Below are 26,196 nucleotides of genomic sequence, written 5' to 3' on the forward strand. Positions count from 1 at the left end.
GTCACTGCTCCAGGCTCGGGGTGCTCAGGGGGTGCACGGACGGGAAGTCCGCGGAGTCGGTGGGTACGACGACCAGGGCCCGCTTCTCGGTGGCCGAGAGCCGGACCACGAGGTGGCGGCGCCACCGGGCATCGTCCCGGTCCGGGTGGTCCTCGCGCCAGTGGCAGCCGCGGGTCTCCGCGCGCCGCTGCGCGGCGGCGACCAGGACCCGCGCCACGCACAGCAGGTTCGTCGCCTCCCAGGTGTCCACACCCGGGACGGCGGTCTTGCCGTGCGTCTCCAGCGCGGTCAGGGCGGTGGCGTACAGCCCTTCCAGGGCCTCGCCCGCCGCGGCCAGCGACGCGGCGGAGCGCAGGACGCCCGCGCCCTCCGTCATGATCCGCTGGATCTCGTGGCGGGCCTCGGCGGGCTGCAGCGGTCCGGTCGAGGGCACCGGCACGCCGGGGCCGCCCCCGCCGTGCTCCTGCGCGGTGATGTCCTCGGCGATCCGCTCGGCGAAGACCAGCCCCTCCAGCAGGGAGTTGGAGGCGAGCCGGTTCGCGCCGTGCACGCCCGTGCAGGCCACCTCGCCGCAGGCGTACAGGCCGGGGACGGTGGTGCGGCCGTGCAGGTCGGTCCGTACGCCGCCGGACGCGTAGTGCGCGGCGGGCGCCACCGGGATCGGTTCGGTCACCGGGTCGATGCCGTGCGAGCGGCAGGCGGCCAGGATCGTGGGGAAGCGCTGCTCCCACATCTCGGCGCCGAAGTGCCGGGCGTCCAGGTACATGTGCTGCGCGCCCTGCTCCTGCATGCGGCGCATGATGCCCTTGGCGACGATGTCGCGCGGCGCCAGCTCGGCCAGCTCGTGCTGCCCCTGCATGAAGCGCACGCCGTCCGCGTCGACGAGGTACGCGCCCTCGCCCCGGACGGCCTCCGACACCAGGGGCTGCTGCCCCTCGGCGTCCGGGCCGAGGAACAGCACCGTCGGGTGGAACTGCACGAACTCCAGGTCGGAGACCTCTGCGCCGGCGCGCAGCGCGAGCGCCACACCGTCGCCGGTGGACACCGACGGGTTGGTCGTCGCGGAGAAGACCTGGCCCATGCCGCCGGTCGCCAGGATCACGGCGGGCGCGTGGACGGCGCCGACGCCGTCGTGCTGGCCCTCGCCCATGACGTGCAGGGTGACACCGGCCGTACGGCCCCGAGCGTCCTGGAGGAGGTCGAGGACGAGCGCGTTCTCCACGGTCTCTATGCCCGCGGCGTGCACGGCCTCGACCAGCGCCCGGGAGATCTCGGCGCCGGTGGCGTCGCCGCCCGCGTGCGCGATCCGCCGGCGGTGGTGGCCGCCCTCGCGGGTCAGCTCTATCTCCCCGGTCTCGGCGGAGGTGTCGAAGACCGCACCGGTGTCGATGAGCCGCCGCACCGCGTCGGGGCCCTCGGTGACGAGCAGCCGTACGGCCTCCTCGTCGCACAGGCCGGCGCCCGCGACCAGGGTGTCGTCGAGGTGCTGCTCGGGGGTGTCGCCCTCGCCGAGGGCCGCGGCGATGCCGCCCTGGGCCCAGCGGGTGGAGCCGTCGTCGAGCCGGGCCTTGGTGACCACGACGGTACGGCGGCCCGCGGCCGCGCAGCGCAGCGCGGCGGTCAGCCCCGCCACGCCGGAGCCGACGACCACGACGTCGGCGTCCAGGGACCAGCCGGGCGCCGGCGCGTGCAGCCGTATGCCGGTGCTGCCTGCGGGGCCTCTGCCAGGGGTGCTCACGAGTGTGCTCCGAATTCCAATGGGATGTTGTCGATCAGCCGGGTCGTGCCCACCTTCGCGGCGACGGCCAGCACGGCCTGCCCGGTGAAGTCGGGACCGGCCTCGGTGAAGTCCTGCGGGTCCACCAGCGCCAGGTAGTCCAGGACGAGCGGCGGCTCCGAGCGGGCCGCGTCGGCCAGTACGTGGCCCGCCGCGGCCCGGACCGCGTCCGGCAGGCCCGTACAGGCCGCCGAGACGGCGTGCGCGTCGGCCGAGGCACGGATCTCGCCCAGCCGGGCCAGGGCGGTGGCCCGCTCGTCGGTGGCCGGGGCGGCCTCGGCGCGGGCCCGCAGCGCGGCCTGCGCCGCGAGCCGGTCGCGGCCCGCGAACAGGGCCCGGGACAGCGCCAGGGCGGTCCGCCGGTCCGCGGGGGAGAGGTAGCGGTTACGGGACGACAGCGCCAGCCCGTCCTCCTCGCGGACGGTCGGTACGCCGACCACCTCGACGGGGAAGTTCAGGTCCGTCACCATCCGCCGGATCAGGGCCAGTTGCTGCGCGTCCTTCTGGCCGAAGAGGGCCAGGTCGGGCCGGGTCAGGTGGAGCAGCTTGGCGACAACGGTCAGCATCCCGTCGAAGTGGCCGGGCCGGGTGGCCCCTTCGAGGCGCTCGCCCATCGGGCCGGCACTGATCCGCACCTGCGGGTCCCCGCCCGGGTAGACCTCGTCGACGGCGGGGGCGAACACCGCGTCGGCGCCCGCCTCTTCGGCGACCGCCAGGTCCGCGTCGAGGGTGCGGGGGTAGCGGTCGAGGTCCTCGCCCGCCCCGAACTGCAGCGGGTTGACGAAGACGGTGACGACGACCTGCCCCTCGGGCCCGGCCGCCGCACGGGCGGAACGGATCAGCGTGGCATGGCCCTCGTGGAGGGCGCCCATGGTCATCACCACGGCCCGCCGCCCGGTGCGCGGCAGCTTGTGCAGCTCGTCGGCGGTGTGCAGCAGCAGCAGCTCGGTCACTGGTCGCCCCCGTCAGGGTCCGTGTCGGCGAGTACACCGAGCAGGTCCTCGGCGAGTTCGGGCTTGAGCAGACCGTGGGCGAGGGCCCGGTCGGCGGTGGTACGGGCCATGGCCAGGTATCCGGCGACCGTGCCCGGCGCGTGCCGGCGCAGCTGGGAGATGTGCGCGGCGACCGTACCGGCGTCCCCGCGGGCCACCGGCCCGGTCAGGGCCGCGTCACCGGAGCGCAGGGCGTTGTCGAGGGCCGCGCCGAGCAGCGGGCCCAGCATCCGGTCGGGGTGCGCGACCCCGGCCGTGCGCAGCAGCTCCAGGGACTGGGCGACCAGCGTGACCAGGTGGTTCGCGCCGAGGGCGAGGGCCGCGTGGTAGAGCGCGCGGTTCTCCTCCGCGATCCACTCGGGCTCCCCGCCCATCTCGATGACCAGGGCCTCGGCGGCCAGCCGCAGCTCGTCGGGGGCGGTGACGCCGAAGGAGCAGCCGGCCAGCCGCTGCACGTCGACCTCGGTGCCGGTGAAGGTCATCGCGGGGTGCAGGGCCAGCGGCAGGGCGCCCGCGCGGCGCGCCGGGTCGAGCACGGCGGTCCCGTACCGGCCCGAGGTGTGCACGAGCAGCTGGCCGGGCCGGACCGCGCCGGTCTCCGCGAGCCCCTCCACGAGCGACGGCAGCGCGTCGTCGGGGACGGTCAGCAGGACCAGGTCGGCCAGCTCCAGCACCTGCGCGGGCGGCACGAGCGGTACGTCGGGCAGCATCCGCGCGGCGCGGCGCACGGAGGCGTCGGACACGCCCGACACGGCGACGGGCCGGTGGCCCGCCTGCTGGAGCGCTACGGCCAGTGCCGGGCCGACGCGGCCCGCCCCGACGACGCCGACGGCGAGCCGGGCAGGGCGTGGCTGCTGTGATGGATTCACGCGGGAAATGCCTTCCGTTCCAGTCCGCAGGGGTACCGGACGATACGCCGCCATGCTAGCCCGTGAGGCTCTTGGCCGGTCGGGGACGAGCGGCGAGGATCAGGGGTCATGGAGGATCAGGGGTCATGAGCGACAGCAACGAGGAAACGCAGCGCGACGAGCGGCTCGCGGCGGCCTGGCGGGCGGCGGGCAGGACCCTGACCCGCGGTCCGCGCGAGGCCACGGTGGGTGAGTCCCTGGCACGGCTCGCCGAGGGTCCGTACGCCTATGACATGGACGCGCCGGCCGACCTCTACGGCGACGGGATCGTCGAGGAGCTGGAGCGGCGGGTCGCGGAGCTGCTCGGGACGCAGGACGCCGCGTTCTTCCCCAGTGGCACGATGGCGCAGCAGGTCGCCCTGCGCTGCTGGGCCGGCCGGACCGGGAACCCGGTCGTCGCGCTGCACCCCATGAGCCACCCCGAGATGTGGGAGGGCGACGCCCTCTCGACGGTCTCCGGGCTGCGGGTCGTGCACCCCACGACCGAGCCGCGCCAGCCGACCCCGGAGGAGCTCGGGGCCGTCCGGGAGCCCTTCGGGACGCTGATGCTGGAGCTGCCGCTGCGCGAGGCCGGGTTCCTGCTGCCCACCTGGGAGGAGCTGGTGGCGCTGGTGGAGGCGGGCCGGGAGCGGGAGGCGGTGATCCACTTCGACGGGGCCCGGCTGTGGGAGTCCACGGTCCGCTTCGGCCGCCCGCTGCCGGAGATCGCCGGGCTCGCCGACTCCGTGTACGTCTCGTTCTACAAGTCGCTGGGCGGCCTGAGCGGGGCGGCCCTGGCCGGGCCGCGGGATTTCGTGGAGGAGACCAGGGTCTGGCGCCACCGCTACGGCGGGCAGATCTTCCGGCAGTTCCCGCAGGCCCTGTCCGCACTGGCCGGACTGGACCGGGAGCTGCCGCGGCTGCCGTCGTACGTGGCGCAGGCGCGGATGGTGGCCGGGGCGCTGCGCGAGGCCTTCGCGACGGCCGGCGTCCCGTGGTCGCGCGTCCACCCCGGGGAGCCGCACACGCACCAGTTCCAGGTGTGGCTGCCCCACGACCCGGACCGGCTGACGGACGCGGGCCTGCGGCAGGCGGAGGAGACCGGCACGGTCCTCTTCCGCCGCTGGTCGGCCGGCGGGCCGCCCGGCCTCGCGGTGACCGAGCTGGGCGTCACCGGGCCGGGCCTGTCCTGGACGGAGTCCGACGTCCACGCGGCGGTCTCGGACTTCCTGGCCCGCATCTGACCGCGCCCGCACGGCGGGTACCGGCTTCGGTGGCCCATGTCCGACGACGCCCGCGGGGCCGGAACCAGCCCCGCCGCGGTTCGGCGGCGCGGGTCCGGCCGGCACCCGCGGAAACGACCGCGGGGCTGCGACGGGCCGGCACCGCCGTGTACCACCCGCACCCCCGCAGGGACGTGGCGACACGCCGGATTGCGTGAAAGTCGCCGGTGAGGACCGGCCGCGGAGTTACCGTCCCTTGACCGCATTTACCGGCCACCGTGCCCGGAGGAGACACCATGACCGCTCAGCCCACGTGGCGGAAGTCCTCGTTCTGCGGTGACGGAGACGCCTGCGTCTACGTCGCCGTCACCCCCGGAGCCCTCGTCAAGGTCGCCGACCGCGTCGACCCCGCCCACCTGGTCCTGGCCACGACCCAGGCCGCCTGGACGGACTTCCTGCGCGCCGTGAAGGAGACCGGCTGAGGTCCGGCGCCGGGTCCGGCCGCGCCGCGCCGCAGTCAGCCCCCTTAAGGGGATTTTGTCCGATTAGCGCGTATCTTCGGCCCCATGCCCACGCCCTACGGATCCCGCGGCGGCATGGCGTTCAGCGCCGCTGAGCTGCACGTGCTCAGGCGTTCGCTCGCCCACGCCCTTCAGTCCTCCTCGGCCCCCCTGGCGGCCGAGGAGGTCCAGGACTGCCTGCGCCTCGCGCAGTCGGTGGACGAAGCGGTCCGGGAGGCGGGCCGGCTCAGAGCCTTCGTCCTGGACGATCTGGCCCGCTACCGCGGCGCCCTGCCCGGCAGCCTCCCCGGCTACCTGGCCCTGCTCCGGGAAGCCCTCGCCGCCGGCTACGAGCCGGTCCCCGACGACCTCGCGGCCCTGCGCGCCCTCCGGGCCAATCCGGCCGCCGCCGCGCTGCTGGAGCGGGCCCGGGCGGTCGCGGAGCGATCCGTACGGCGCCGCCTGACCACGACCCCCGCACCCCGCACCCGCCTGCTGACCCTGGCGGGCGGCCAGGCGGAGCCGCCGCGGCCGGCGCCCGCGCCCAAGGAGCGCCCGCGCCCCGAGCGGCCGGTCCCCACCCCCGGTGAGGTCTTCCCGCCGCGCCGCAAGCCCGCCGCGCCCCCGGCGTCCGGGCTCGCCGTCGTGTGAGCCCGCCCGGGCGGTCCGGGTGACGGTGGCGGGACCCACCCCTCACCCACCCGGACCGGACCGGGCGCGGGTGGCTACGCTGGGGACATGGACTACGTCTCCGCGCTCGTGCCCCCCTTCGTGATGGCCGCGTTCTTCATCGCCATCGTCGTGACGATCGTGAAGAGCCAGGGCGGCTCCAACAAGTCCAAGGAGGACGCGGCGGTCGACGCCGTGATCGCCAAGGCCGAAGCCACCCGCCAGCAGCAGAACTAGAGCGCGGGCGCACGGGTACGGACCGTGCGCCCGATTTTGTTGCGCGTTGCCGGGCGAATAGTCGGGCAAATCCGCACAACCCGCACTATCGTGCTGTTGTGCCTCGGCCCTTGGGAGAACTCGAAGACGCCGTCATGACGCGGGTGTGGCAGTGGAACCGCCCGGTCACCGTCCGGGAAGTCCTGGAAGACCTCCAGCAGGAACGGTCCATCGCGTACACCACGGTCATGACCGTTATGGACAATCTCCATCAGAAGGGCTGGGTCCGCCGGGAAGCCGAAGGCCGTGCCTATCGATATACGGCGGTCTCCACCCGCGCCGCCTACTCGGCCGCACTGATGAACGAAGCCTGGTCGACGAGCGACAACCCCGCCGCCGCTCTCGTCGCCTTCTTCGGCATGATGTCCGCGGAACAGCGCGAGGCCCTCCGGGATGCCGTCCGGGTCGTCCAGTACGACGACGAGTCCGCCACGGAGGCCCCCGCGGAACCCCGTACGGAACGTCCCGCGGAAGTCTCCGCGGAACCCCCCGCCGAAGTCTCCGCGCCACCCGAGGCCGAAGGGGAGTCCGCCGGGCGCCCGACGCCGCCGGAGCGATAGCGTCCGCAGCCATGGGAGAGTTTTCCTCTGCACACGCAGAAACAGTGACGATCCGCCGTGCCCGCACACGCGATGTTCCCGCGCTGCGCCGCCTCCTCGACCAGTACGTGCAGCAGCGGATCCTGCTCGACAAAGCACCGGTCGTCCTTTACGAGGACATCCAGGAGTTCTGGGTCGCGGAACGCGACTCCGATGCACAGGTGGTGGGCTGCGGTGCACTCCACGTGATGTGGGAAGACCTGGCCGAAGTGCGCACTCTCGCCGTCGACCGCGACTTGAAGGGCGCCGGCGTCGGCCATCAGGTGCTCCAGCAGTTGTTGAGCACCGCCCGCACGCTCGGGGTGAGCCGGGTTTTCTGCCTGACCTTCGAAGTCGAGTTCTTCGCGAAGCACGGCTTCGTCGAGATCGGCGAGACCCCGGTCGACACCGATGTCTACATGGAGCTCTTGCGTTCCTATGACGAGGGCGTCGCCGAGTTCCTCGGTCTCGAACGAGTGAAGCCGAACACCTTGGGCAACAGCCGGATGCTTCTGCACCTCTGATCGATGGCCCCAGCTTTTCCGGCGCTCCGCGCACCTGTGGCCTATGTCCGAATCGCGCACGTTTCCCGCCTCGTTGCGGTCCTGAACCTCTCCCGGGGGGTTTGTGTTTTCCTGGGAAAAGCGGTTTCCTTTCCGCGTACTGCTTTTCGATGAAAGGAAATCCCGGTGGCACAGAAGGTTCAGGTCCTTCTTGTCGACGACCTCGACGGTGGCGAGGCGGACGAGACGGTGACGTTCGCTCTGGATGGCAAGACCTACGAGATCGACCTCACCACCGCCAACGCTGAAAAGCTCCGCGGTCTGCTCGACCCGTACACCAAGGGCGGCCGCCGTACCGGTGGCCGTGCCACCGCGGCCCGCGCCAAGGGCCGCGCCGCGGCGACCGGCAACCCGGACACGGCCGAGATCCGCGCATGGGCCAAGGAGAACGGCTACAACGTCAACGACCGCGGCCGCGTCCCGGCCGAGATCCGCGAGGCCTACGAGAAGGCCAAGGGCTGACGGACCCCGTTCGTACGCCGCCCCAGCCGCGCCCGGTGGCATTCCGTCGCCGCCGCCGCGACCAGGCGTACGAGATCGGGCCCGTGAGCGGGCCCTGCGGCCCGCCCGGGACCGGGCAGGGCCGGCAGCAGTGCCTCACACCCCTGCTCGGGGGGTCGCAGCCATACGGCGGCCCCCCGAGGGCTTTCTCCCGGAAGGGGCCGCCCCGGGGGAGCCGGGGCGGTGATCCGCCCGCCCGCACCCAGGGCGGTCAGATCCAGGGCGACCCCGCCCCACTCCAGCCAGTCGAGCAGCCCGTCGAGCTCTTCTGCGCTCCCCGGGGCCACGAGGAACCGCATCCGGCGCCCCATCACGGCCACCGGACCCGTGGCGACCGGCCGGCGCAACAGCGCCGTCCCCGCGTCCGACGGCAGCTCCAGCACGTCGAAGCCGACACCGGTCACGAGCTGGGCCGGCGGCCCGCCCGTGACGGTCCAGCCGAGCACTTTCCCGTACCAGGCGGCGTACGCGTCCTCCTCGGGCGCGAAGCGGGGCGACGGGACGGACGGCAGGGTTACGGCCATATCCGGAGCAACTGCAGAAACGCTTCGGGGTTACGGTGGATGTGACGTTCCGCACCCGAAGATGTGCGGAACGTAAACGTCCGCGGAGGTGGAGCCCCACATTCGAGACGGAACTCTGTTCGCCCTCAGCGGAGGGAACCGGTGTCACCGGCATGGAGTGTCAGCCCTTACGGGTAAGACATTCCTAGTGGATCGGGGCGACACGCTGTTTTGACCGGCTTCCGTTCGCCGTCGGCGTACACGCATGACGGGTATCTGCCTGGCCTGCGGGAACATCGTCTCGCACCATCGAGTTGGAGCAGTTGTCGGCTCTTCGAGCCGGTTTTCCCGCTGATGCAGGGGTGAGCCGTGGACAGATGTCGGCAGTTGGAATGAGCTGTCCCGCCCCACGGGACTAGCATGCGGAAGGACAGGGCGGGGACCGACCCCGAACTGCCCGACCGCTCTGAGGAGCGATAAACGATGTTCGAGAGGTTCACCGACCGCGCGCGGCGGGTTGTCGTCCTGGCTCAGGAAGAAGCCCGGATGCTCAACCACAACTACATCGGCACCGAGCACATCCTCCTGGGCTTGATCCACGAGGGTGAGGGTGTCGCCGCTAAGGCCCTGGAGAGCCTCGGGATTTCGCTCGAGGCTGTTCGCCAGCAGGTTGAGGAGATCATCGGTCAGGGGCAGCAGGCCCCGTCCGGCCACATCCCCTTCACCCCGCGGGCGAAGAAGGTCCTGGAGCTTTCGCTCCGAGAGGCCCTCCAGCTCGGCCACAACTACATCGGCACCGAGCACATCCTGCTCGGCCTGATCCGCGAGGGCGAGGGCGTCGCGGCCCAGGTCCTCGTGAAGCTGGGCGCCGATCTCAACCGAGTCCGGCAGCAGGTCATCCAGCTGCTCTCCGGCTACACCGGCGGGGGCAAGGAGTCGGCCACGGCCGGCGGCCCGGCCGAGGGCACGCCCTCGACCTCCCTCGTCCTGGACCAGTTCGGCCGCAACCTCACCCAGGCTGCCCGCGAATCCAAGCTCGACCCGGTCATCGGGCGCGAGAAGGAGATCGAGCGGGTCATGCAGGTGCTGTCCCGCCGTACGAAGAACAACCCGGTCCTCATCGGCGAGCCCGGCGTCGGCAAGACCGCCGTCGTCGAGGGCCTGGCGCAGGCCATCGTCAAGGGCGAGGTCCCCGAGACCCTCAAGGACAAGCACCTCTACACGCTTGACCTCGGCGCCCTGGTCGCCGGTTCCCGCTACCGCGGTGACTTCGAGGAGCGCCTGAAGAAGGTCCTCAAGGAGATCCGCACCCGCGGCGACATCATCCTGTTCATCGACGAGCTCCACACCCTCGTGGGTGCGGGCGCCGCCGAGGGCGCGATCGACGCCGCGAGCATTCTCAAGCCCATGCTGGCCCGTGGTGAGCTCCAGACCATCGGTGCCACGACGCTCGACGAGTACCGCAAGCACCTCGAGAAGGACGCGGCCCTCGAACGCCGCTTCCAGCCGATCCAGGTGGCGGAGCCTTCCCTCCCCCACACGATCGAGATCCTCAAGGGCCTGCGCGACCGCTACGAGGCCCACCACCGCGTCTCCATCACGGACGAGGCCCTCGTCCAGGCGGCGACGCTGGCCGACCGGTACATCTCGGACCGCTTCCTCCCGGACAAGGCGATCGACCTGATCGACGAGGCCGGCTCCCGGATGCGCATCCGCCGGATGACCGCGCCGCCGGACCTCCGCGAGTTCGACGAGAAGATCGCGGCCGTGCGCCGGGACAAGGAGTCGGCCATCGACTCCCAGGACTTCGAGAAGGCGGCTTCCCTCCGCGACAAGGAGAAGCAGCTGCTCGCGGGGAAGACCAAGCGCGAGAAGGAATGGAAGGCCGGCGACATGGACGTCGTCGCCGAGGTCGACGGCGAGCTCATCGCCGAGGTCCTCGCGACCGCGACCGGCATTCCCGTCTTCAAGCTCACCGAGGAGGAGTCCTCGCGACTGCTCCGCATGGAGGACGAGCTCCACCGTCGGGTCATCGGCCAGAAGGACGCCATCAAGGCGCTCTCCCAGGCGATCCGCCGTACCCGTGCGGGTCTGAAGGACCCGAAGCGCCCGGGTGGCTCGTTCATCTTCGCCGGCCCGTCCGGTGTCGGTAAGACCGAGCTCTCCAAGACGCTCGCCGAATTCCTCTTCGGCGACGAGGACGCGCTGATCTCCCTCGACATGTCGGAGTTCAGCGAGAAGCACACGGTTTCCCGCCTCTTCGGTTCGCCCCCCGGTTACGTGGGCTACGAAGAGGGCGGCCAGCTCACCGAGAAGGTGCGCCGCAAGCCGTTCTCCGTCGTCCTCTTCGACGAGGTCGAGAAGGCCCACCCGGATATCTTCAATTCCCTTCTCCAGATCCTGGAGGACGGTCGTCTGACCGACTCCCAGGGCCGGGTCGTGGACTTCAAGAACACGGTCATCATCATGACGACCAACCTGGGCACGCGGGACATCTCGAAGGGCTTCAACCTGGGCTTCGCGGCCCAGGGCGACACGAAGACCGGCTACGAGCGGATGAAGGCGAAGGTCAACGAAGAGCTCAAGCAGCACTTCCGGCCCGAGTTCCTGAACCGTGTCGACGACACGGTCGTCTTCCACCAGCTCACCGAGGAAGACATCATCCAGATCGTCGACCTGATGATCGCCAAGGTCGACGAGCGCCTGAAGGACCGCGACATGGGCATCGAGCTGAGCGGCGACGCGAAGCTCCTGCTCGCCAAGCGCGGCTACGACCCGATCCTGGGTGCCCGGCCGCTGCGCCGGACGATCCAGCGCGAGATCGAGGACGTGCTGTCGGAGAAGATCCTCTTCGGCGAGCTGCGCCCCGGTCACATCGTGGTCGTCGGCAAGGAGGGTGAGGGCGAGGAAGCCAAGTTCACCTTCCGCGGCGAGGAGAAGTCGGCGCTGCCCGACCTCCCCCCGATCGAGGCCACGGGCTCCGGCCCGGACCTGTCGAAGGGCGCGTAAGCGCGACCGAGCGGTATCAGGGGCGGCCCCGGGACTTTCCGAGTCCCGGGGCCGCCCCTTTTGCCGTTACTGCTCGTACACGTAGCTGTAGGGCTCGATCTCGGCGCCGGGGAACAGCTCGGCCAGCCGCCGCTCCAGTCCCGGCGACAGCATGGCCTCCCCGTACAGTCGCAGAGTCCCCAGTGACGGCAGCCGGAGGTGCTCGACGAGCTCCTCCAGCACCTCCTCCGGCACGGCGAGCTCCTGCAGGTGTTCCAGCCGCCCCAGCTCCTCCCAGTCGGCCCGACGGGTCGGACGCCAGCGGTGGCCCAGGTTCAGGATGCGCAGTCCCGCGTACCGGCCGAGGCCGGTGACGTCCACCGCCGGTGCGTCCAGGCGCAGGATCTCCAGGCTCGCTCCGGACGGGAGGCTACGGGCCGACCAGGGCAACTGCGTGTACAGCTCCAGAGCCGCCAGGCGGTCCCAGCTCGACAGGACCTCGTGCAGGCCCTGGGCGGACACGTTGAGACGGGCCACCTCCAGGGGCAGACCGTGCAGCCCCGTCGCGTACAGCTCCTTGCGGCCGGTGGGCAGGAAGCCGCGACGCTCGCGGTGCAGTGCGCAGATCAGACCGCACAGCAGCGGATTGTTGGCGAGGCGGGCCAGGCTCCGCGTATCCATCGGGAGCAGCTGCGGCGGTGTGCCAGCGCTCGATGAAGGCCCGGACGTGCGCCGGGTTCATCGGGTCCAGTGTGATCTCGGCGAAGGCTTCGCCCGCGAGCCAGTCCTTCCGGACCGCCAAGGGGCGCGAGGTCACGAGCCAGCGGTTGCCGGGATAGGCGGTGACCAGGTCGGCGAGCCACTCCCGGGCGCCTTCCCGTTCGGCCTTGGGGATCTCGTCGATGCCGTCGACCAGCAGCAGGGCCCGCCCGTCGCGCAGAACCCGGCTCTCCCAGCCCTCGGGGGCCTCACCGGCCAGCGGGGTCCCGGCGAGGAAGCCGCGCGGCGACGGCAGCCGCTCGCCGTGCCGGGTCAGGGTACGCAGGGGGAGCACGTAGGGGATGAGTCCGTTTCCGGGGCCCTTGGCAGCGGAGACGGCCAGCCATTGGATGAGCGTGGTCTTGCCCGATCCGGCCTCGCCGCGCAGAAAATACGGTGGAGCGCCGGCCCCCCGTTCCCCGGTCTCGTCCCGTTCGGTGGGCTGGGCCGTGAGGCTGACGTACGCCGCGTCCAGCGGCCAGCGGGAGGAGCCCGGCTCCAGGTCCAGGCCGAAGATGGTGAGGGCGGCGTGGCGGCGGGCGGCGTAGGCGAGGTAGCGCTCCTCGAAGGCGGCGTCGCGGCCGTCCTGGCGGGGGATCCGCCCCAGCAGTTCGTCCACCTTGGCGATGGTCTCGGCGTGCAGCCGGCTCTGCTCGACGAGGGTCGCGGCCACGAAGGTGGAGCGCTGGGTGAAGAAGTTCAGCATGATCTAGCGCGGAACCCCGGGCGTTCACGCCCGGGAGGAAGCGCTTCTTAACACTGCTCTGACCCGCGCGGACGCACGGGTCTGCATTATTGACCTCAGCCGGGACGTTTCTGGTTCTCGATGTACTCCTTGATGACAGCGAGCGGGGCGCCGCCGNCGCACGGGTCTGCATTATTGACCTCAGCCGGGACGTTTCTGGTTCTCGATGTACTCCTTGATGACAGCGAGCGGGGCGCCGCCGCACGAGGCGGCGAAGTAGGACGGCGACCAGAAGTGTTCGCCCCACAGGTACTTGCGGATGTGGCCGGGGAACTCCTGCCGCAGGCGTCGGGCGGAGACGCCCTTGAGGGAGCCGACGAGTCGGGAGATGGCGACCTTGGGCGGGTAGTGCACGAGCAGGTGGACGTGATCGCGTTCGCCGTTGAACTCCCGCAGCTCCGCGCCGAAGTCGGTGCACACGCCGCGCATGACCTCTTCGCAGCGTCGAAGGATCTCGTCGGTGAACGGTCCGCGCCGGTTCTTGGGGGTGAAGACCAAGTGTGCATGCAGGGTGTAGACAACGCTACGGCCCCTGCGGATATCGGGGTTTGGCTCCCAGCGTGGTGACATAGATCAATGCTACGATCGCGCCCGTGAAGATCGTGGCGCAGGTCAAGCTCATGCCGGATGCCGTGCAGGCATCCGCGCTTGAGCGCACCCTGTGCACGGTCAATGACGCCGCGAACTGGGTGTCGGAGGTGGCGTTCGAGCACGGTGTGCCGCGTGAGTACGCGCTGCGCAAGCACACCTACGCCGAACTCAGAACCCGTGGGCTGGGAGCGCAGGCCGCGCAACACGTCATCAAGAAGGTGCGCGACTCGTATACCACTCTCAAGGCCAACATTCGGGCCGGCAACCTCGGCAAGGAAGGTTCCAGGCGTCGCCGCAAGGCCGAGTCCAAGCCCGTCACCTTTCGCCCCGAGGCCGCCCAGCCGTATGACGACCGGTGCCTGAGCTGGCAGTACGACCAGCGGACCGTGTCCGTCTGGACCGTGGACGGCCGGGTCAGGAACATCCGCTTCGCCTGCTCCGTCGACGCGCTCAAGATGCTCCAGGCGTACCGGCAGGGCGAATCCGATCTGATCGAGCGCGACGGCGTGTTCTACCTCGTCGCCACCTGTGACGTGCCCGAGGCCGTGCAGTACGAGCCGGACGGCTTCATCGGCGTGGACCTCGGTATCGAGAACATCGCCACTGCCTCCACCGGCTACCTCGCGGCCGGGCGGGGGCTCAACCGGTACCGCAAGCGACAGCTTGCCCTGCGGGCCAAGCTCCAGAAGAAGCGCACCAAGAGCGCCAAGCGGCGGCTCAAGGCCCGTGCCCGCAAAGAGGCGCGGCACGCTGCCAACCAGAACCACATCATCGCCAAGACGATCGTGACCGAGGCTGAACGCACCGGGCGCGGCCTGTCCCTCGAAGAACTCAAGGGCATCCGCAACCGGGTACGGCTCCGCAAGCCCCAACGGGTCGCACTCCACTCCTGGGCATTCGCCCAGCTCGGAGACTTCATCGTCTACAAGGCCAAGCGGGCCGGTGTGCCCCTGGTCTTCGTTGATCCCGCGTACACGTCGCAGACGTGCGCCGAGTGCGGCCACGTCGACCAGCGAAACCGTGTCGACCAGAGGCTTTTCATCTGCCGGAGGTGCGGGGTCGTTGCCCACGCCGACCGGAACGCTTCCCACAACATCGCCACCCGTGGCGAGAACGTGTGGAATGCGGGGCGTGAGTCACGCGTCCCTGCCACTCCATAGGGGTGTCTGGACGGAGGAGTCCACCCCAGCAGCCAGCTGGGCACTACCTCCAAGCCCGGTCCTTCAGGGCCGGGTCAAGTTGACCGAACTGCTCACCTACGCGCGGTCGGGCGACACCGTGCACATCTGCGAGATGTTCCGCCTCGTGCGCGGCAGCCAGCACATCCTCGGCTCTCGCCCTGGCCACCCCGCTGCTGCTGCCGCGGCCGGTCCCGGCGGACCGCACCGCACTCAGCCACGGGCCGCGAGGTGGTCGCTGAGGGCCTCGTGGGTCAGGTGCAGACCCGCCCGCAGGACCGCGTCGTGCCGGGTGGGGTGGGCCGCGCGGTGGGCGAGGTCGAGACCGCGGGCCCGGTCGAGCTCGGCGGTGAACTCGTCCCCGCGCAGGGCGGCGTCCAGGGCCAGGGCGGTGGCCCGGACCAGCGGGGCGATGTCGCACAGCGCGGGATCGGGGGCCGGCGCCGGGCCGAGGCCGCGGGCCCGCTCCCGGAGCTCCTGCGTGAAGCACTGCAGGGTGACGGCGCTCCGGACGGCCAGGCCCAGCCGCCCGTCGAGCCCGGCGGGCGGCGTCCGGGTCCGGCGGCGCCCTACGGCCCGGTCGAAGGCGGCCCGGCAGGCCTGCGGCCGCAGCCACAGCCGCTCCCCCTCCGGCAGCGGATCCGGGGCGGCGGGCGGCCCGCCGCGGGCGAGCCGGCCGGCTACCCCGTCGAGGAGGCGCCCGACCCCGGCCCGGTAGGCGTCGAGGCCCTCCGCCGCCGACCGGTACGGGTCCGGCGGCCACAGCAGCGGTCCGAGCAGCACCACCACCGCGATGCCGACCAGGGTCTCCGCCAGGCGCGCCAGCGGGTACCCCGGGAGAGCGGTGGCGTAGATCATCAGCGCGGTGATCAGCACCTGCTGGTTGGGGGAACCGGGCCGGCCCAGCAGGTACATGCCGGCGCACCCGCAGACCAGCACGGCGAGGAAGGCCAGTGACGAGGGCGGCAGCCGGTCCAGGAGGAGCGTGCTGAGCAGCACGCCCACGAAGACGCCCGCGAGGCGCTCCCAGGCCAGGCGCGGCGCGGCGTAGACGTCCTCACGGAGGATCAGCACGGCCGGCAGCGCGGCGGGCGCGGGCGCCGTGCTCGTGCCCCACCAGAGGCAGAGGTACCAGGGCACCGCGGCGCAGATCACCAGGCGGGCGCCGGACCGGAGCCTTGCGCCGGCGGAGGGGACCTGCGGATCGACGACGACCGTACCGGGCATAACGGATATCGTAGGGTTCGCCGTCCCGCAGTCGGCCGAACCGCGCGAGCAACGGACGAGGAGTGCGACGTGGGACGTGAGGGCGGGCGGCGCCGGCCGCTGCTGATCGGCGCGGCGGCCGTGGCAGCCGTACTGGTGGGCCTGGGGCTGTACTGGTTCGAGCCGTGGAAGCTGTGGCAGGAGCAGACGGTGCGGGAGGCCCTGCCCAGTACGGCACCGAGCGTGCGGCCCTCCGGTTCCGCCGGGCCCGCCCCGCTCCGGACGCTCGCCACCGGCGATCTCATCAGCCACGAGCACACCACCACCGGCGAGGTGAAGATCATCCAGGCGCAGGACGGCTCCCGCTTCCTGCGGCTGGAGGGGCTGGACACCAGCAACGGGCCGGACCTGAAGGTGTGGCTGACCGACGCCCCCGTGAAGGAGGGCGTGGCGGGCTGGCGCGTCTTCGACGACGGCAAGTACGTCAGCCTGGGCGAGCTCAAGGGCAACAAGGGGGACCAGAACTACCCGATCCCGGCGGACGTGAACCTGGCCGACTACACCAGCGTCAGCATCTGGTGCGACCGCTTCGACGTCTCCTTCGGTGCGGCCGCCCTCACCCCGGCCTGAGCCGGACCGCCGGTGCGCTCAGGTGCCGGTGAGTGCCGGGCCCGTACGGCGCGCCAGGGCGTTGCTGCCGATGGAGTTGTGGACGCTGAAGCCCACCGCGTCCGAACGGTAGCGGTCGTCGGACCATTCGACCGGCCGGCCGTCCCGTGTGGTGGTCATGCGGCGCACCCGCAACAGCGGGCTGGTCCGCCGCACTGCGAGGAATTCGGCGTCCCGGGCACCCGCGGCGACCGCGTCGATCAGGTGCTCCCCGTACGCGAACACCAGCCCCGTGTCGTCCAGCAGACGCTGCGTCACCGACGGGCAGTCCGGCTCGATGCCTTCGACGGCGGGGGCGATCCAGCCGGCGTACACCGTGCGCTCCAGCAGGACCGGTTCGCCGTCCAGCCCGCGCACGCGCAGGACGTGCAGCACGCGCGCGCCCGGCTCCACCTGGAGCCACATGGCGTCCCGGTCGGTGGCCGGCCGGTACTCCGACGACACCACCCGGCCGGTCGCCGTGCGGCCCATGGCCGCGGCCCACTGGGCGAAGCTGCGCAGCTCGGCGAAGCTCTGGCTGCGACGGCTGGCCAGTACCACCCGCCGGGCGCCCTGCCGGGAGCCGATCAGACCCTCCGCGGTCAGGGCGGCCACCGCCTGACGGACGGTGCCGCGGGAGACCCCGAAGCGCGCCGCAAGTTCGGTCTCCGCGGGCAGGAGCGCCCCCACCGCGTACTCCTCGCGGTCGATCGCCCGGCGCAGTTCCTCGGCGATCTCCTCGTGCCGGGCCGTCATCGGTGGTGCTCCTGTCCCTCGTCATGAACGCCGAGTGTGCGCAGTGTGTTTGACGCCTACAGCCTATGCGCAGGGTCGCTCGGGCCGAAACGAGGAGAGAGTGTCCAGGTTATTGGCCGGAATCCGTCGCCTTCCGTTCACCGGAAGGTCATGGATGCCGGGCCTACTGAGGCCGACTTGTTCAGACAAGTTGGCCTCGGACCTGCCGAGTCCGCCGTACCGCTCCCACCCTCCCCGCGCCTTCCCCGCGCAACCTCCCAGGAGAGACCGTGTCCCTGCCGAGAAACGCCTCCCTCGTCGGCTGCCTCGCCGTCGTCGCCGCCCTCACCCTCACCGCCTGCGGCGCCGCTCCCGAGAAGGCCGACAACAAGACCGCCACCGGCAAGGACGCCGCCACCGCGACCTCCGCGGCGGACTTCGGCGGGATGGAGGCCCTCGTCGAGGCCGCCAAGAAGGAGGGCGTCCTGCACGCGATGGCCCTGCCCCGCGACTGGGCCAACTACGGCGCCCTCATCGACGGCTTCACCCAGAAGTACGGCATCAAGGTCGAGGTGGAGAACCCCGACGGCAGCAGCCAGGACGAGATCAACGCCGTCACCAGCCGCAAGGGCCAGGACCGCGCCCCCGACGTCCTCGACCTCGGCACCTCCTTCGCCGTCAGCGGCGCCCAGCAGGACCTGTTCGCCCCGTACAGGGTCGCCTCCTTCGGCGACATCCCCTCGGCGCAGCGGGACGACCAGGCCCGCTGGTACAACGACTACGGCGGCTACATCTCCATCGGCTGCGACGCGAGCCGGGTCAGGAACTGCCCCACCACCTTCAAGGACCTCCTCAAGCCCGAGTACAAGGGCCAGGTCGCCCTCAACGGCAACCCCACCAAGTCCGGCTCGGCCTTCGGCGGCGTCTACGCCGCCGCGCTCGCGAACGGCGGCTCCCTCGACGACATCCAGCCCGGCATCGACTTCTTCGGGCAGCTGAAGAAGAACGGCAACTACACGCCGGTCGAGTCCACCCCGGCCACCGTCGAGAAGGGCGAGACGCCCATCAGCATCGACTGGGACTACCTGAACGCCGGCTACGCCGACCAGTTCAAGGGCAAGGGCGTCGACTGGAAGGTCGCCGTCCCCGAGGACGGCAAGTACGCGCAGTACTACGCCCAGGCCATCAACAAGGACGCCCCGCACCCCGCGGCCGCCCGGCTCTGGCAGGAGTGGCTCTACAGCGCCGAGGGCCAGAACCTGTGGCTCAAGGGGTACGCCCGCCCGGTGCTCATGGCCGCGATGGAAGGCGCCGGCACTCTGGACAAGGCCGCCGCCGCCAAGCTCCCCCAGGTCAGCGGCACTCCGGCCTTCCCCACGGAGGCCCAGCAGACCAAGGCCAAGGGCGTCCTCGCCCAGAGCTGGGGCAAGGCGGTCGCCGGCTGACCGCCGGCCCGGCCACCGGTAGCGACACCGACCCCGACACGAGTTCATGACCACCGACATGACCACACCCCGCACGGCGGCCGCGTCACCCGCGGCCGCCGCCCCGGCGGCCCCGCCCGCCCCCGCACCCGCCGCCCGGACCGGGCGGCGGACCCGCCGCTCCGGCGCCCTCGCCGTCGTCCCCCTGCTGCTGTTCACCGCGGTCGCCTTCGGCCTGCCCGCCGTCGCCATGCTCGACGGCGCCTTCACGGTCGAGGACCCGGTCACCGGCGCCGCCTCGTACGGCCTCGGCAACCTGACCGCCTCCTGGCAGGGCGCCTACCTCACCGCCCTCGTCGGCAGCGTGAAACTGTCCGCCACCTCGGCGGTCCTCGCCGCCGTCCTCGGCCTCCTCCTCGCCCAGGCCGTCGTCACCTCCCCGCTGCGCGCTCTGCGCGAGGCCGTACTGACCGCCTCCGGCGTTCTCGCCAACTTCGGCGGCGTCCCCCTCGCCTTCGCCTTCGTCGCCACCCTCGGCAACTCCGGCGTCCTCACCCGCGAGCTGAGCCTGGCCGACACCGGCTGGAGCCTCTACAGCTTCTGGGGGCTCGTCCTCGTCTACCTCTACTTCCTCGTCCCCCTCATGGTCCTCACCATCACCCCCGCCCTGGACGGGCTGCGCACCCAGTGGCGGGAAGCCGCCCAGAACAACGGCGCCACCCACCGCCAGTACTGGCAGCACGTCGCCCTGCCCGTCCTCGCCCCCTCCCTCCTCGGCGGACTCGTGCTCCTCTTCGGCAGCGCCTTCGCCGCGTACGCCACCGCCGCGGCCATGGTCGGCAGCTCGGTCCCGCTGGTCACGCTCCAGATCGCCGACGCGATCTCCGGCAACGTGCTCATCGGACAGGAGAACGTGGCCCTCGCCCTCAGCCTCGACATGGTCCTCGTCGCGGGCCTCGTGATGGCGGTCTACCTGCCCCTGCAACGACGGAGCGCACGATGGCTCGCCTGACCGCCCGCCCGGCCGCCCGCCCGGGCCGGGCCACCACCCCCTGGCGCGCCCTCGTCCTGACCGCCGCGGCCCTGTACTTCCTCGTGCCGCTCGCCGCCTCCGTCGTCTTCACCGTCGACGTGCCCGGCCAGGGCCTCAACCTCGACGCCTACACCCGCATCCTGGACACCGAGGGCTTCCTGCCCAGCCTGCTGCTCTCCCTCGGACTCGCCGCCGCCACCATCGCGGTCGTCCTGCTGCTCATGGTCCCCGCCACGGTGGCGCTGCGGCTGGGCGCGCCGAAGCTGCGGCCCGTCGTCGAGATCGTCTGCTCCCTGCCGCTGGTCGTCCCGCCCATCGCCTTCGTCGCCGGGATCGGGACCGTCCTGAAGTGGGGACCCGAGCATCTCTCCCGCACCCCGCTCTTCCAGACGTTCGTCGCTGTCCAGAACCCGGACTTCCCCCTCGTGCTGGTCCTCGCCCACGCCGTGATGGCGCTGCCGTTCGTCCACCGGGCCCTGGACGCGGGACTGCGCGCCATCGACGTCCGCACCCTCGTCGAGGCGGCCCGCTCCTGCGGCGCGAGCCTGCCGCACGCCCTGCTGCGCGCCGTCCTGCCGAACCTGCGCGGTGCCCTCCTGAGCGCCTCCTTCCTCACCTTCGCCCTGGTCCTCGGCGAGTTCACCACCGCCCAGCTTCTCGGCTTCCGGCCGTTCGCCGTCTGGATCGTCAACATCAGCGGCTCGCAGGCCCAGATGTCCGTGGCCGTCTCCGTCATGAGCCTGCTGGTCACCTGGCTGCTGCTCCTGTTCCTCGCCGGCCTCGGCGGCCGCCGCACCCCCTCCTCGACCACCGACCGGAAATGACGGACCCCATGAGCCTCACCGCACCCGCGCCGACCGCGAACGGCGCGCCCGCACCGGCCGACGCGGCCACCGTCGAACTGCGCGGCCTGCGCCGGTCCTTCGGCACCACCACCGCCCTCGACGGACTCGACCTGACCGTGCGCCCCGGCGAACTCCTCGCCCTGCTCGGCCCGTCAGGCTGCGGCAAGACCACCGCCCTGCGCATGCTGGCGGGCTTCGAACACCCAGACTCGGGCGAGATCCTCGTCGACGGCGAGGACGTCACCGCGGTCCCCGCGCACCGTCGCGACGCCGGCATGGTCTTCCAGTCCTACAGCCTCTTCCCGCACCTGAACGCCCTCGACAACGTCGCCTTCGGACTACGGATGCGCCGCGTCCGCACGGCCGAGCGGTGCTCCCGCGCCGCGGAACTACTCGAACTCGTCGGCCTCGCCGACAAGGGCGACCGCTATCCCCACCAGCTCTCCGGCGGTCAGCAGCAGCGCGTGGCACTGGCCCGCGCCCTCGCCCTGCGCCCGCGGGTCCTGCTCCTGGACGAGCCGCTGTCCGCCCTCGACGCCAAGGTGCGCCTGAGCCTGCGCGAGGAGATCCGCCGCCTTCAGCAGGAGCTCGGCATCACCACCCTCTTCATCACCCACGACCAGGAGGAGGCGCTCTCCATGGCCGACCGCGTGGCGGTCATGCGCGCCGGCCGCCTGGAGCAGTGCGCCGCCCCCGCGGAGCTGTACGCCCGGCCCGCCACGGCGTTCGTCGCGGAGTTCGTGGGCACCATGAGCCGTATACCGGGCCGGCTGCGCGCCTCCGACGCGACCGTCGCGGTCCTGGGCCGGCACCTCGCCGTCGACGGCGCCCCGCCGAGCACCGGGGGCGCGGCCGACGTCGACGTCCTCGTACGGCCGGAGTCCCTCGGCGTCACCGCCGCCGAGGACGGGGAGGGCCGGGTCGTCGGCACCTCGTTCCTGGGCGCCACCGTCCGGGTGACCGTCGCCCTGGCCGACGGCACCCGGGTCAAGGCCGACGTCCCCGCGCACGAAGCGGGGCCGCTGGCCGCGGGCGCGCCCGTCCACCTCTCCCTCCCGGACCGCCCGGTCCTGGTCGCTCCGCGCACCCCCTGACACCGGGGCGGCCGCGGGCCGCCCGGGCCGGCGCGGCGCCACGGGCCTGCGGCCGGCACGGTGCCACGGGCGGCGGCCCGCGCGGGTCCGGGTCTGCATCCGGGTCCGGGACTGGGTCCGTGCCCGTGCCCGCGCCCGGGTCCGCGTTCGTGCCCGTGCCCGCGTCCGGTCCTGGTCGCTCCGCGCACTCCCTGACACCGGGGCGGCCATAGGTTCGCGCGGGCAGGCACGGTGCCACGGGCCTGCGGCCGGCACGGTGCCAGGCCTGCGGGGCCGCACCCCCGCGTCCGGGGCTGCGTCCGTGCTCGTGCCCGGGTCCGGGTCCGTGCCCGAGTCGGGTCCGTGCCCGCTTCCGTGCGCCCGCGCGCCTGCCGGCGTCCGCCCGAAGTCCCTGTCCGTGCCCGCCCACGCGTCCGCGCGCGTGCCCGAACCCGAATCCGTGCCCGCGTCGGCGCGTTCGCGCGTGGGTGCCCGGCGCGGCGGCGGCCGGCGGAGTGTCTCGCGCCCCGTCCGTCCCGACACCGCTCCGGCCCCGGCCGTGGGGCCGACTCCCCTTCCCTCCACCCCGTACCGGAAAGAGACACCGTTCGTGACGTCCACGCACACGCCCGCCCCGCCGACGCTGCAAGCCGTCCTCTTCGACATGGACGGCACCCTCGTCGACACCGAACAGCTGTGGTGGGACACCGTGGCCGAAGCGGCCGGGCGGCTCGGGCACGTCCTCGTCGAGGCCGACCGGCCCGACGTGCTCGGCCGGCCCGTGGCGCACACCGCCGGGTTCCTCGCCGCCCGGAGCGGCGCACCCGCCGCCGAGATCGCCGCCGTACTGCACCGGGCCTTCGCCGAGCGGGTCCGCACCCGGGTGGTACCCCTGCCCGGCGCACTGGCCCTGCTCGGCGCGCTGCGTGACGAGGGCGTCCCCACCGCGCTCGTCACCGCCTCCCCCCGGGAGGTCGCGGAGACCGTCGTGGCAGCCCTCGCGGAGGCAGGCCACGGCGGTTTCACGGTCACCGTCACGGCCGACGACACCGTCCTCACCAAGCCCAACCCCGACCCCTACCTCGCGGCCTGCCGCGCCCTGCGGGTCCCGCCCGCCGCCTGTGTGGCCGTCGAGGACACGCCCACCGGCGTCGCCTCCGCCGAAGCCGCCGGCTGCCAGGTCCTCGCCGTACCGTCCGCCGTCCGGATCGACCCGGCCCCCGGCCGTACGGTGCTGCGCACCCTGGAGGAGGCCACCCTGGACCGGCTGCGGGCACTGGTCGCCGACGCACCCGCGCCGCGGTTCCTCGTCCCCGTGCTCACCACCCGCCGCGCCCGCGCCGGGCAGCCCTTCACCGCCCGCGTCTCGGGTCTCGTCCGCGGCGCGGCCCGTCCCGTGACGTTCGCCGCCGCCGACCGGCCCGACCGGCCCGACTGGCTCACCGTCCACGCCGACGGCACCCTGAGCGGTACCCCCTCGCCGCTACCGGGCCCGGACACCGCCGTCGCCGTCGCCGTCGCCAAGGTCACCGCGGTCGACGCGCACGGCGCCACCGCCCACCTCACCGTCCGCATCCCCATGGTGCCCGCGGACGCGCCCCCGCTCGACCGGGTCCGGGTGATGAGCTGGAACCTGTGGCTCGGCGGCGCTCCCGTCGACGACCACCGCGACAAGCAACTGGCCGTGCTCCTCGCCGCCGACGTGGACGTCGTCGGGCTCCAGGAGTCCGCCGTGCACGCCGCGCCCGAAATCGCCGCCGCACTCGGCTGGTTCCACCACAGCGCCGGGGAGAACCTCGCGATCCTCAGCCGCCACCCCGTCGTGGAGACCCTCGGCGATCCCGGCGTCGGCTTCTACGGGGCCGCGGGCGCCCGGATCCGCCTCGACGAGCACCCCGACGGCGCCCCGCACGAACTGGTGCTGTGGACCGCCCACCTCAACCACACGCCGTACGGCCCCTACGACGCCTGTTTCGACGGCCTCGGCGCACCCGAACTGGCGGACCGCGAAAGGGAATCGGGACGGGTCCGCCAGATCGGGGAGATCCTGGCCCGGATGGCCCCGGACCTGGCCGCGGCCGACCGTACCCCGGTCCTGCTCGTCGGCGACTTCAACGCCCCCTCGCACCTGGACTGGACGGCCGGGGCGGCCCGGCTACACGGCGGGCACGGCCCCGTGGACTGGCCGGTCTCCCGCGCCGTGGAACGCGCCGGGCTGCGCGACTCCTACCGGGAGGCGCACCCGGACCCGGTGACGGACCCCGGAACCACGTGGTCTCCCGTCCACCCGCGGCACGAGCACGGCAGCGGCCGCCCGGAGCCCCAGGACCGCATCGACTTCGTGCTCCACGCCGGCGACCGCCTCACCGTCCTGGACTCGACCACCCTGGCCACGGGCCGCATCGCCCCCTGGCCGGACGTCGCGGCCAACGACTGGCCCTCCGACCACGCGGCGGTGGTCACCACCTTCCGCTTCGACCGGCCCGCGTGAAGGCCGTACGGCGGGACGGCCGGCCGGCGGCCCCGACGAGGACCCGGTCGAGTTCCCGTTCGGCGGCCGGCAGGCGCCCCTGCTGGACGAGGCCGCCGGGGAACGGACCTCGCCGCCGCCGTGCGCGAGATCCGCGACCGGCACGAGCACGTGAAAGTCGTCGGCAGCCTGAACCTCGTGCAGACCCCACTGCGCGAGAAGCTCTTCGACCGTCTTGACCTCTGGGCGCACCCGATCGTGCTCGGTGTCGGGAAGAAGGGTTCGACGGGGGTGAGGTGCCCACCAGCCTCACGCTCCTCGAACCCCCGGCCGCCGGCCCGACGGGCACCGTGTTCCTGCGCTACGGCCTCGCCGACGGCGTTCCCGCGACGGGGGACATGAGCGCACCCGGCCGGGGGACCGGCAGCGACGGCTGACGCGCTTTTTTGTCCGCAGGGCAGAAGCCTTGCCCGGATCGGCATCGCGGGGGGTAGCCTCCGCGAAGGGGGCCGCCCTCCGGAAGAACTCTTCCGAAAGCGCGTGTGCGCAGCGTGCTGCACTGCACTCGGAAGCGACCGGCATTCGCGGACCGCGCGGACCACGCACCTGCCGTCGTCCGCGCGCCGCGCACTCCTGGAAGGACACACGTGAAGGACTCGAAGGACAGGCTGGAAGCACTGCGGGCCGAGATCGAGCGCCGCAACCCCGCGCAGCCCGAGTTCCACCAGGCGGTACGGGAGGTCCTCGAGACCCTGGCTCCCGTCTTCACCGCCCGGCCCGAGTACGCCGACCCGGCCGTGGCCCTGGTCGAGCGGCTCACCGAGCCGGAGCGGCAGATCGTCTTCCGTGTCCCGTGGCAGGACGACCGCGGCCGGGTCCATGTCAACCGCGGCTACCGTGTCGAGTTCAACAGCGCCCTCGGCCCCTACAAGGGCGGCCTGCGCTTCCACCCGTCGGTGGACATCGGCGTGGTGAAGTTCCTCGGCTTCGAGCAGATCTTCAAGAACGCCCTGACCGGCCTCGGGATCGGCGGCGGCAAGGGCGGCAGCGACTTCGACCCGCGCGGCCGGTCGGACGCCGAGGTCATGCGCTTCTGCCAGTCCTTCATGACCGAGCTGCACCGGCACATCGGTGAGCACACCGACGTGCCCGCGGGGGACATCGGCGTCGGCGGCCGCGAGATCGGCTACCTCTTCGGCCAGTACCGGCGCATCACCAACCGGTGGGAGGCCGGCGTGCTGACCGGCAAGGGCCAGGGCTGGGGCGGCTCCGCGATCCGGCCGCAGGCGACCGGCTACGGCAGCGTGCTGTTCGCAGCCGAGATGCTGAAGGTCCGGGGCGAGTCGCTGGACGGGCTGACCGCGGTGGTCTCCGGCTCCGGCAACGTCGCGCAGTACACGATCGAAAAGCTCCAGCAGCTCGGCGCCAACCCGCTGACCTGCTCCGACTCCCAGGGCTACGTCGTCGACGAGAAGGGCATCGACCTGGCCCTGCTCCAGCAGGTCAAGGAGGTCGAGCGCGGACGCGTGATGCAGTACGCGGAACGGCGCGGGGCCTCGGCGCGGTTCGTGCCCGCCAGGCGGGTCTGGGAGGTGCCGGCGGACATCGCCTTCCCCTCCGCCACGCAGAACGAACTGGACGCGCAGGACGCCCGTACGCTCGTGGCGGCCGGCGTCAAGGCGGTCTCCGAGGGCGCCAACATGCCGACCACGCCCGAGGCCGTACGGATCCTGCAGCAGGCCGGGGTCGCCTTCGGGCCCGGCAAGGCCGCCAACGCGGGCGGGGTCGCGGTCAGCGCGCTGGAGATGAGCCAGAACGCCGGCCGGGTGGCGTGGAGCGCGCAGCGGGTGGAGGACGAGCTCGCCGCCATCATGCGTTCGATCCACGCCGTCGCCCACGAGACCGCCGAGCGGTACGGCGCCCCGGGCGACTACGTCACCGGCGCGAACATCGCCGGCTTCGAGCGGGTCGCGGACGCGATGCTGGCCCAGGGCGTCATCTGATCGGGCGACCGCACCGCCCCCACGGCACA

At 72.4% G+C, this 26,196-nt stretch carries 25 protein-coding genes and 1 pseudogene; 17 read left to right on the forward strand and 9 right to left on the reverse strand.

Going from position 1 to position 26,196, the window contains the following annotated elements:
- Position 1: 1 nt before the first annotated feature.
- Genes AAT21_RS18510 through AAT21_RS18520 form a run of 3 tightly spaced genes read right to left on the reverse strand, consistent with a single transcriptional unit; the run spans position 2 to position 3,692 of the window.
- The gene (locus AAT21_RS18510; protein WP_046777934.1) at positions 2-1,738 is read right to left on the reverse strand and encodes an L-aspartate oxidase; all 1,737 of its coding nucleotides are present in this window, start codon (positions 1,736-1,738) and stop codon (positions 2-4) included.
- Positions 1,735-2,730: a pantoate--beta-alanine ligase gene (panC, locus tag AAT21_RS18515; protein WP_200904419.1), complete on the reverse strand. Its 996-nt coding sequence runs from the start codon at positions 2,728-2,730 to the stop codon at positions 1,735-1,737. The genes AAT21_RS18510 and panC overlap by 4 nt, the downstream gene beginning before the upstream one ends.
- A complete protein-coding gene (locus AAT21_RS18520) occupies positions 2,727-3,692 on the reverse strand; it encodes a Rossmann-like and DUF2520 domain-containing protein (RefSeq protein ID WP_412180324.1) in 966 nt (321 codons plus the stop codon). The genes panC and AAT21_RS18520 overlap by 4 nt, the downstream gene beginning before the upstream one ends.
- 71 nt (positions 3,693-3,763) lie before the next feature.
- Here AAT21_RS18520 and AAT21_RS18525 point away from each other — a divergent pair, with 71 nt between their 5' ends.
- The 7 genes from AAT21_RS18525 to AAT21_RS18555 all read left to right on the forward strand — a co-directional run bounded on the left by AAT21_RS18525 (position 3,764) and on the right by AAT21_RS18555 (position 7,927).
- Positions 3,764-4,900 carry a threonine aldolase family protein gene (locus AAT21_RS18525; protein ID WP_046777936.1) on the forward strand — a complete coding sequence of 379 codons (1,137 nt, stop codon included), beginning with the start codon at positions 3,764-3,766 and terminating at the stop codon, positions 4,898-4,900.
- A gap of 275 nt (positions 4,901-5,175) precedes the next feature.
- Positions 5,176-5,361, forward strand: a complete 186-nt coding sequence (locus AAT21_RS18530) for a DUF397 domain-containing protein (protein ID WP_046777937.1) — start codon at positions 5,176-5,178, stop codon at positions 5,359-5,361.
- Between the two features lie 84 nt (positions 5,362-5,445).
- Positions 5,446-6,030, forward strand: coding sequence for a hypothetical protein (locus AAT21_RS18535; RefSeq protein WP_079025786.1), 585 nt, complete (start codon positions 5,446-5,448; stop codon positions 6,028-6,030).
- Between the two features lie 87 nt (positions 6,031-6,117).
- The gene (locus AAT21_RS38105; protein WP_046777939.1) at positions 6,118-6,285 is read left to right on the forward strand and encodes a hypothetical protein; all 168 of its coding nucleotides are present in this window, start codon (positions 6,118-6,120) and stop codon (positions 6,283-6,285) included.
- A gap of 98 nt (positions 6,286-6,383) precedes the next feature.
- A complete protein-coding gene (locus AAT21_RS18545; RefSeq protein ID WP_079025787.1) occupies positions 6,384-6,884 on the forward strand; it encodes a BlaI/MecI/CopY family transcriptional regulator in 501 nt (166 codons plus the stop codon).
- An 11-nt stretch (positions 6,885-6,895) separates the two neighbouring features.
- Positions 6,896-7,426, forward strand: coding sequence for an amino-acid N-acetyltransferase (locus AAT21_RS18550; RefSeq protein ID WP_046777941.1), 531 nt, complete (start codon positions 6,896-6,898; stop codon positions 7,424-7,426).
- Positions 7,427-7,591: 165 nt separating this feature from the next.
- Positions 7,592-7,927, forward strand: a complete 336-nt coding sequence (locus tag AAT21_RS18555; protein WP_030027396.1) for a histone-like nucleoid-structuring protein Lsr2 — start codon at positions 7,592-7,594, stop codon at positions 7,925-7,927.
- Here AAT21_RS18555 and AAT21_RS18560 read toward each other — a convergent pair.
- Positions 7,906-8,490, reverse strand: coding sequence for an SCO3374 family protein (locus AAT21_RS18560; protein WP_046777942.1), 585 nt, complete (start codon positions 8,488-8,490; stop codon positions 7,906-7,908). The genes AAT21_RS18555 and AAT21_RS18560 overlap by 22 nt on opposite strands.
- Before the next feature lie 462 nt (positions 8,491-8,952).
- Between AAT21_RS18560 and AAT21_RS18565 the strand changes: the two genes are divergently transcribed.
- Entirely contained in the window at positions 8,953-11,478 is a 2,526-nt protein-coding gene (locus tag AAT21_RS18565; protein WP_046777943.1) for an ATP-dependent Clp protease ATP-binding subunit, read from the forward strand.
- Positions 11,479-11,544: 66 nt separating this feature from the next.
- Here AAT21_RS18565 and AAT21_RS39115 read toward each other — a convergent pair whose 3' ends face one another.
- The 3 genes and pseudogenes from AAT21_RS39115 to tnpA form a co-directional block, all read right to left on the reverse strand.
- Entirely contained in the window at positions 11,545-11,979 is a 435-nt protein-coding gene (locus tag AAT21_RS39115) for a hypothetical protein (protein WP_167350593.1), read from the reverse strand.
- Positions 11,980-12,012: 33 nt separating this feature from the next.
- Positions 12,013-12,922: pseudogene (locus AAT21_RS18570) on the reverse strand (NACHT domain-containing protein); the annotation flags it as partial.
- Positions 12,923-13,102: 180 nt separating this feature from the next.
- On the reverse strand, positions 13,103-13,531 hold the full coding sequence (gene tnpA, locus AAT21_RS18575) for an IS200/IS605 family transposase (protein ID WP_079025788.1): 429 nt from the start codon (positions 13,529-13,531) through the stop codon (positions 13,103-13,105).
- A gap of 50 nt (positions 13,532-13,581) precedes the next feature.
- Here tnpA and AAT21_RS18580 point away from each other — a divergent pair, with 50 nt between their 5' ends.
- Positions 13,582-14,712: an RNA-guided endonuclease InsQ/TnpB family protein gene (locus tag AAT21_RS18580; protein WP_046778466.1), complete on the forward strand. Its 1,131-nt coding sequence runs from the start codon at positions 13,582-13,584 to the stop codon at positions 14,710-14,712.
- Between the two features lie 231 nt (positions 14,713-14,943).
- Here AAT21_RS18580 and AAT21_RS18585 read toward each other — a convergent pair whose 3' ends face one another.
- Complete coding sequence (locus AAT21_RS18585; RefSeq protein WP_046777945.1) at positions 14,944-15,957, reverse strand: FUSC family protein; 1,014 nt, start codon at positions 15,955-15,957, stop codon at positions 14,944-14,946.
- Between the two features lie 69 nt (positions 15,958-16,026).
- On the opposite strand from AAT21_RS18585, the gene AAT21_RS18590 reads away from it, so the two are divergent.
- Complete coding sequence (locus AAT21_RS18590) at positions 16,027-16,566, forward strand: DM13 domain-containing protein (protein ID WP_046777946.1); 540 nt, start codon at positions 16,027-16,029, stop codon at positions 16,564-16,566.
- An 18-nt stretch (positions 16,567-16,584) separates the two neighbouring features.
- Here the strand turns inward: AAT21_RS18590 and AAT21_RS18595 are convergent, their stop codons facing one another.
- Positions 16,585-17,340: a GntR family transcriptional regulator gene (locus AAT21_RS18595; protein ID WP_046777947.1), complete on the reverse strand. Its 756-nt coding sequence runs from the start codon at positions 17,338-17,340 to the stop codon at positions 16,585-16,587.
- A gap of 269 nt (positions 17,341-17,609) precedes the next feature.
- Here AAT21_RS18595 and AAT21_RS18600 point away from each other — a divergent pair, with 269 nt between their 5' ends.
- The 7 genes from AAT21_RS18600 to gdhA all read left to right on the forward strand — a co-directional run bounded on the left by AAT21_RS18600 (position 17,610) and on the right by gdhA (position 26,167).
- Positions 17,610-18,764 (forward strand): ABC transporter substrate-binding protein, encoded by a 1,155-nt coding sequence (locus AAT21_RS18600; RefSeq protein ID WP_046777948.1) that lies wholly within the window; start codon positions 17,610-17,612, stop codon positions 18,762-18,764.
- A gap of 58 nt (positions 18,765-18,822) precedes the next feature.
- The gene (locus AAT21_RS18605; RefSeq protein WP_046778467.1) at positions 18,823-19,755 is read left to right on the forward strand and encodes an ABC transporter permease; all 933 of its coding nucleotides are present in this window, start codon (positions 18,823-18,825) and stop codon (positions 19,753-19,755) included.
- Positions 19,743-20,600, forward strand: coding sequence for an ABC transporter permease (locus tag AAT21_RS18610; protein ID WP_046777949.1), 858 nt, complete (start codon positions 19,743-19,745; stop codon positions 20,598-20,600). Before AAT21_RS18605 ends, AAT21_RS18610 begins: the two co-directional genes overlap by 13 nt.
- A gap of 8 nt (positions 20,601-20,608) precedes the next feature.
- Positions 20,609-21,715: an ABC transporter ATP-binding protein gene (locus AAT21_RS18615; protein WP_046777950.1), complete on the forward strand. Its 1,107-nt coding sequence runs from the start codon at positions 20,609-20,611 to the stop codon at positions 21,713-21,715.
- A 589-nt stretch (positions 21,716-22,304) separates the two neighbouring features.
- A complete protein-coding gene (locus AAT21_RS18620) occupies positions 22,305-24,185 on the forward strand; it encodes an HAD-IA family hydrolase (RefSeq protein WP_046777951.1) in 1,881 nt (626 codons plus the stop codon).
- A gap of 275 nt (positions 24,186-24,460) precedes the next feature.
- Entirely contained in the window at positions 24,461-24,601 is a 141-nt protein-coding gene (locus AAT21_RS39125) for a hypothetical protein (protein WP_235439065.1), read from the forward strand.
- Between the two features lie 210 nt (positions 24,602-24,811).
- On the forward strand, positions 24,812-26,167 hold the full coding sequence (gdhA, locus tag AAT21_RS18630; RefSeq protein WP_046777952.1) for an NADP-specific glutamate dehydrogenase: 1,356 nt from the start codon (positions 24,812-24,814) through the stop codon (positions 26,165-26,167).
- Positions 26,168-26,196 lie beyond the last annotated feature (29 nt).

Origin of the sequence: Streptomyces yangpuensis, assembly GCF_001005295.1 — a bacterium.
Lineage (GTDB): Bacteria > Actinomycetota > Actinomycetes > Streptomycetales > Streptomycetaceae > Streptomyces > Streptomyces yangpuensis.